Below are 4,844 nucleotides of genomic sequence, written 5' to 3'. Positions count from 1 at the left end.
AAGCATGGTGGCGTTGTGGTACTGCACAAGTAGCTGATAAACCCGAAATAGAACAAGCCGCAAATGAGATTAAACAAGTGCTCACTAAGGCTCGTCAGTATTAAATAATAATAAATGCTCTCCCCCGATTCCCACCACGTGTTGTGGTGGGCTTTTTCAGTTCCCTGCGCCTTTATTCTGTTATTGATGAACGCATTATCTATTAATTCCTATCTTTTTGATTCTTTGTATTATTTTTTGTTTTTATCGTTTGTATTGCCCTATTTTGAGTGTCGGTAAAACAAAATTCCATCATGATCACAGAATGAAATATTGCGCTATTTCTTTAGTTGAAAATGAAATAAATATTCCGTATAAATGTATTTGTGAAATGCTTATACAATGTCATGGCAGAACGCACTTTTAGCCCAAAAAGGTAAAAAAGCCGCGTATAGCACTGAGGGACTTGAGGAGTGAACGGTGAGTACAGAAAAAAAATTAGATGTAATTTGTATGGGACGAATTGCGGTTGATCTTTATGGTCAGCAAGTCGGTGCCCGCTTAGAAGATATGGGCTCTTTTAGTAAATATTTAGGGGGCTCATCGGGTAATGTTGCTTATGGCACGGCAGTGCAGGGGTTGAAATCTTCTATGCTGGCACGTGTTGGCGACGAGCACATGGGCCGATTCCTGCGCGAAGAATTACAACGTGTTGGCTGTGATACCAGTCATCTTATCACTGATAAAGAGCGATTAACGGGGCTTGTTATCCTCGGAATCAAAGACGAAGAGACCTTTCCGCTGATTTTTTATCGTGAAAACTGTGCCGATATGGCGATCAGCAAAGAAGATTTCACAGAAGAGTATATTGCTTCTGCGCGCTGTTTAGCGATTACCGGAACGCACCTTTCTCACCCTAAAACTCGTGAAGCAGTGCTGACTGCGCTGAAATATGCGCGTCGTCATGGGGTTAAAACCGCGTTAGATATTGATTACCGCCCAGTATTATGGGGGCTTACCTCTTTAGGTGATGGTGAAACTCGTTTTATTGAATCGGAGCAAGTCACCGAGCAACTACAAGAGGTATTAGGGCTATTTGATGTGATTGTTGGTACTGAAGAAGAATTCCACATCTGTGGTGGTTCAACAGACACCATCCAAGCATTAAAAGCCGTCCGTCAAGTTTCTCAGGCTGAACTCGTTTGTAAACGGGGTGCTCTTGGTTGCTCGGTATTTAGCAATGAAATTCCAGAGCATCTTGATCTCGGGATCACGGTTTATGGTGTTCGAGTGGATGTGTTGAACGTGTTAGGTGCGGGTGATGCCTTTATGTCCGGTCTATTACGTGGTTACTTAAATGGAGAAGGTTGGGAAAAAGCCTGTGCCTATGCCAATGCTTGTGGTGCGTTGGTCGTTTCTCGCCATGGCTGTGCCCCTGCGATGCCGACTAAAGCTGAACTCGATAATTATTTACTACGTGCGACACAAGTGAAACGTCCAGATTTAGATAGTGAACTCAATCATCTTCACCGAGTGACGACACGAAAATCACCGGAACGAGACGAGCTTTGTGTGATGGCATTTGATCACCGTATTCAATTTGTCGATATGGCGCGACAAGCCGGTGCCGATCTCGCCCGCATTAAACCTCTCAAAAAATTGATTTTGCAAGCCAGTCAAGAAGTAGCGTTTGAAGCCGGGCTAGCACATGGTCAGGCTGGACTATTGTGCGATAGTTCATTTGGCCAAGATGTATTAAATACGGTCACCGGGCAAGGGTGGTGGATTGCTCGCCCCATTGAATTACCAGGCTCACGTCCGCTGAAGCTTGAACATGGCAATATTGGTTCACAACTGATCAGTTGGCCGTTAGAGCATATCGTGAAATGTTTAGTGTTTTTTAATCCAGAAGATGATCACGCGATACGTTTACAACAAGAACACCAAATTCAAGAAGTGTATCAAGCCTGCTGTCAGTCAGGACACGAATTACTGCTTGAAGTCATTCTACCAAATGGCATCAAAAAAGAAGATGCTCTCTATCTACGAGCGATGCAACGCTTTTATAACTTAGGAATAAAACCGGATTGGTGGAAACTTCCACCGCTTGATAAGGCGAGCTGGCAAGCGGTTTCAGATTTAATCGAACAGCGAGATGCTTATTGTCGAGGCGTAGTCATTCTTGGCCTAGATGCACCACAAACAGAATTACAGCATGGTTTTTCACAAACAGCAGGACAACGTATCGTGAAAGGGTTTGCTGTTGGTCGCACGTTATTTGGAGAGCCCTCACGTGCGTGGTTAGCCGGTCAAATGGATGACCAAACTCTAATTCATACCGTGAAAAAAAATTATCACAACTTAATCACACTATGGCGTCAACGTGGCGAAAAATAGTGCAATAAAAGGAGACTTTTGATGAGTGTTCAATTAGGTATCAACCCACTGACGTGGACCAATGACGATATGCCAACTCTGGGAGCGGAAACATCGTTAGAAACTTGTTTAAGTGAAGGAAAGCAAGCAGGTTTTGCCGGGTTTGAGTTGGGAAATAAATTCCCACGTCAAGCGAGTGTACTGGGCCCGATATTAGCTAGCCATGAATTGCAGTTGGTTTCTGGCTGGTATTCGATGGAGTTATTGACACGGAGTGTGGAAGAAGAAATCGCAGCAGTACAGGAGCATCTTACGCTATTACGCGAGCTTGGGGCTAAAGTGATGGTGGCGTGTGAAGTTACCAACTGTATTCATGGTGCCAAAGACACGCCTGTTCATCTACGCCCTTTATTTCCCGCCGACCGCTGGGAAGAGTATGGCCGAAAACTGACAGAATTTGCCCAATACACGCAAAGCCAAGGGGTTCAAATTGCTTACCATCATCATATGGGAACCGTCATTGAAACCGCACAAGACATTGATCATTTGATGGAACACACCGGCCCTGAAGTTGGTTTGTTACTCGATACTGGTCATTTAACTTTTGCGGGTGAAGATCCAGTCAAGGTTGCACAGCGTTGGGCCGAGCGGATTAACCATGTGCACTGTAAAGATATTCGAAAAGATGTCCTTGCCGATGTGAAAAATCGCAAATTAAGCTTTTTAGACTCGGTTCTTGAAGGTGTTTATACCGTTCCTGGCGATGGCTGCATTGATTACCCTGCGGTATTTAACGTCTTAAAAGCGGTGAACTATACCGGCTGGTTAGTGGTTGAAGCTGAACAAGATCCTGCGATAGCTCACCCGTTGACCTATGCAACGCTGGGTTATAACAATTTATCCAACTTTGCTAAAGAGGCCGGACTTTTATAACCATCAGTGATGGCAATGGTTTCATTCTTCATAGCGCCTTTTTAGGCGCTTTTTTAGTAAATAAAGCAAACCAAGCCAAGCTGATCAGTCGTTGTGCGTCTATGCTGCACTCGGCTCACTTAAGCTGATGTGAAAAACGCAGCAATTAAACGAAATAAACCTTTCATTGTTGAAAATGAAACGTTTATTCTGTATAAAGGAGTTAAGGTCAAAACAATTCCAAACATACAGAATCGGTAATGACAGCAAAATAATAATGATCTTCCAGTCAAGACAGCCAAAGGAGAAAACGATGGAAACGGTGTTGAATTTTATTAATGGTCAACGCAAAACAAGCGAGAGTGAACGATTTTCTGCTATCTATAACCCAGCAACCGGTGAGCAAACTCGTCAGGTACAATTAAGTCAAAAGGAAGATGTTATCCAAGCGATTAAAGCTGCGGAAACGGCGTTTTCCTCTTGGGCGAAAACTAGCCCGTTAAAACGTGCCCGGGTTATGTTTCGCTTTAAAGCGCTACTAGAACAGAATATGGATCGATTAGCGCGCATTATTTCTAATGAACATGGCAAAGTCTATTCAGATGCGGTAGGAGAGGTAACTCGTGGGCTTGAGGTGGTTGAGTTTGCCTGCGGTATCCCACATTTGCAAAAAGGCGAACATTCTGCCAATGTGGGTACACATGTTGATAGCCATTCTTTAATGCAGCCACTCGGTGTTTGTGTTGGTATCACCCCGTTTAATTTTCCGGCAATGGTACCCATGTGGATGTTTCCTATTGCGTTGGCAACGGGTAATACCTTTATTCTTAAACCGTCAGAAAAAGATCCTAGTGCTGCACTTATTCTTGCTGAATTGCTGACAGAAGCTGGCTTACCTGATGGTGTCTTTAATGTGGTGAATGGGGATAAAGAGGCCGTTGATGTATTACTGACCGATTCGAGAGTTCAAGCGGTTAGTTTTGTTGGATCGACCCCAATTGCCGAATATATTTATAGCACAGCCTCTGCTCATGGTAAGCGTTGCCAAGCATTAGGCGGTGCTAAAAACCACTGTATTTTGATGCCCGATGCCGATATTGATATGGCAACCAATGCGATTATGGGGGCTACTTTTGGTGCAGCTGGAGAACGCTGTATGGCTCTTTCGGTCGCGGTCGTGGTCGGTGATGAAACGGCTGATCAATTGATTGAACGACTGCAACAAAAAATCGCGACCATGCGAGTGGGGCCAGGGTTAGTCGATGGCACTGAAAATGACATGGGGCCCGTTATCTCAGCGCAGCACAAGCAAAAAATCTGTGACTATATTCAATCAGGACAAGAGCAGGGGGCCACATTAATCACTGATGGACGAGATTTTTCTGTCAAGGGGAATGAGGCGGGGTACTTCGTTGGTCCAACATTGATTGATCATGTATCCCCTGATATGACGGTATACCAACAAGAGATTTTTGGCCCAGTCTTGTGCGTGGTTCGAGTAGAAAATTATCAAACGGCATTAGAGTTAATTAATCGTCATGAGTATGGCAACGGTTCAGCCATCTTTACTCGTGATG

General features: G+C 44.3%; 3 protein-coding genes. All 3 read left to right on the top strand.

Going from position 1 to position 4,844, the window contains the following annotated elements:
• Window positions 1-459 precede the first annotated feature (459 nt).
• Window positions 460-2,376 (top strand): bifunctional 5-dehydro-2-deoxygluconokinase/5-dehydro-2-deoxyphosphogluconate aldolase, encoded by a 1,917-nt coding sequence (locus tag B7C60_RS08380; RefSeq protein WP_099611257.1) that lies wholly within the window; start codon window positions 460-462, stop codon window positions 2,374-2,376.
• A 21-nt stretch (window positions 2,377-2,397) separates the two neighbouring features.
• Entirely contained in the window at window positions 2,398-3,288 is an 891-nt protein-coding gene (gene iolE, locus B7C60_RS08375; protein ID WP_099611256.1) for a myo-inosose-2 dehydratase, read from the top strand.
• Between the two features lie 292 nt (window positions 3,289-3,580).
• On the top strand, window positions 3,581-4,844 hold a 1,264-nt coding region (locus B7C60_RS08370; protein WP_245868967.1), incomplete at its 3' end, for a CoA-acylating methylmalonate-semialdehyde dehydrogenase.

It is taken from the genome of Vibrio fujianensis, from assembly GCF_002749895.1.
GTDB lineage: Bacteria > Pseudomonadota > Gammaproteobacteria > Enterobacterales > Vibrionaceae > Vibrio > Vibrio fujianensis.
This window is presented reverse-complemented; position numbering and strand designations above follow the sequence as displayed.

What these genes read in the sequence shown, in the direction of transcription:
- iolE (WP_099611256.1), top strand. Translation starts at nt 2,398, where the DNA reads ATGAGTGTTCAATTAGGTATCAACCCACTGACGTGGACCAATGACGAT.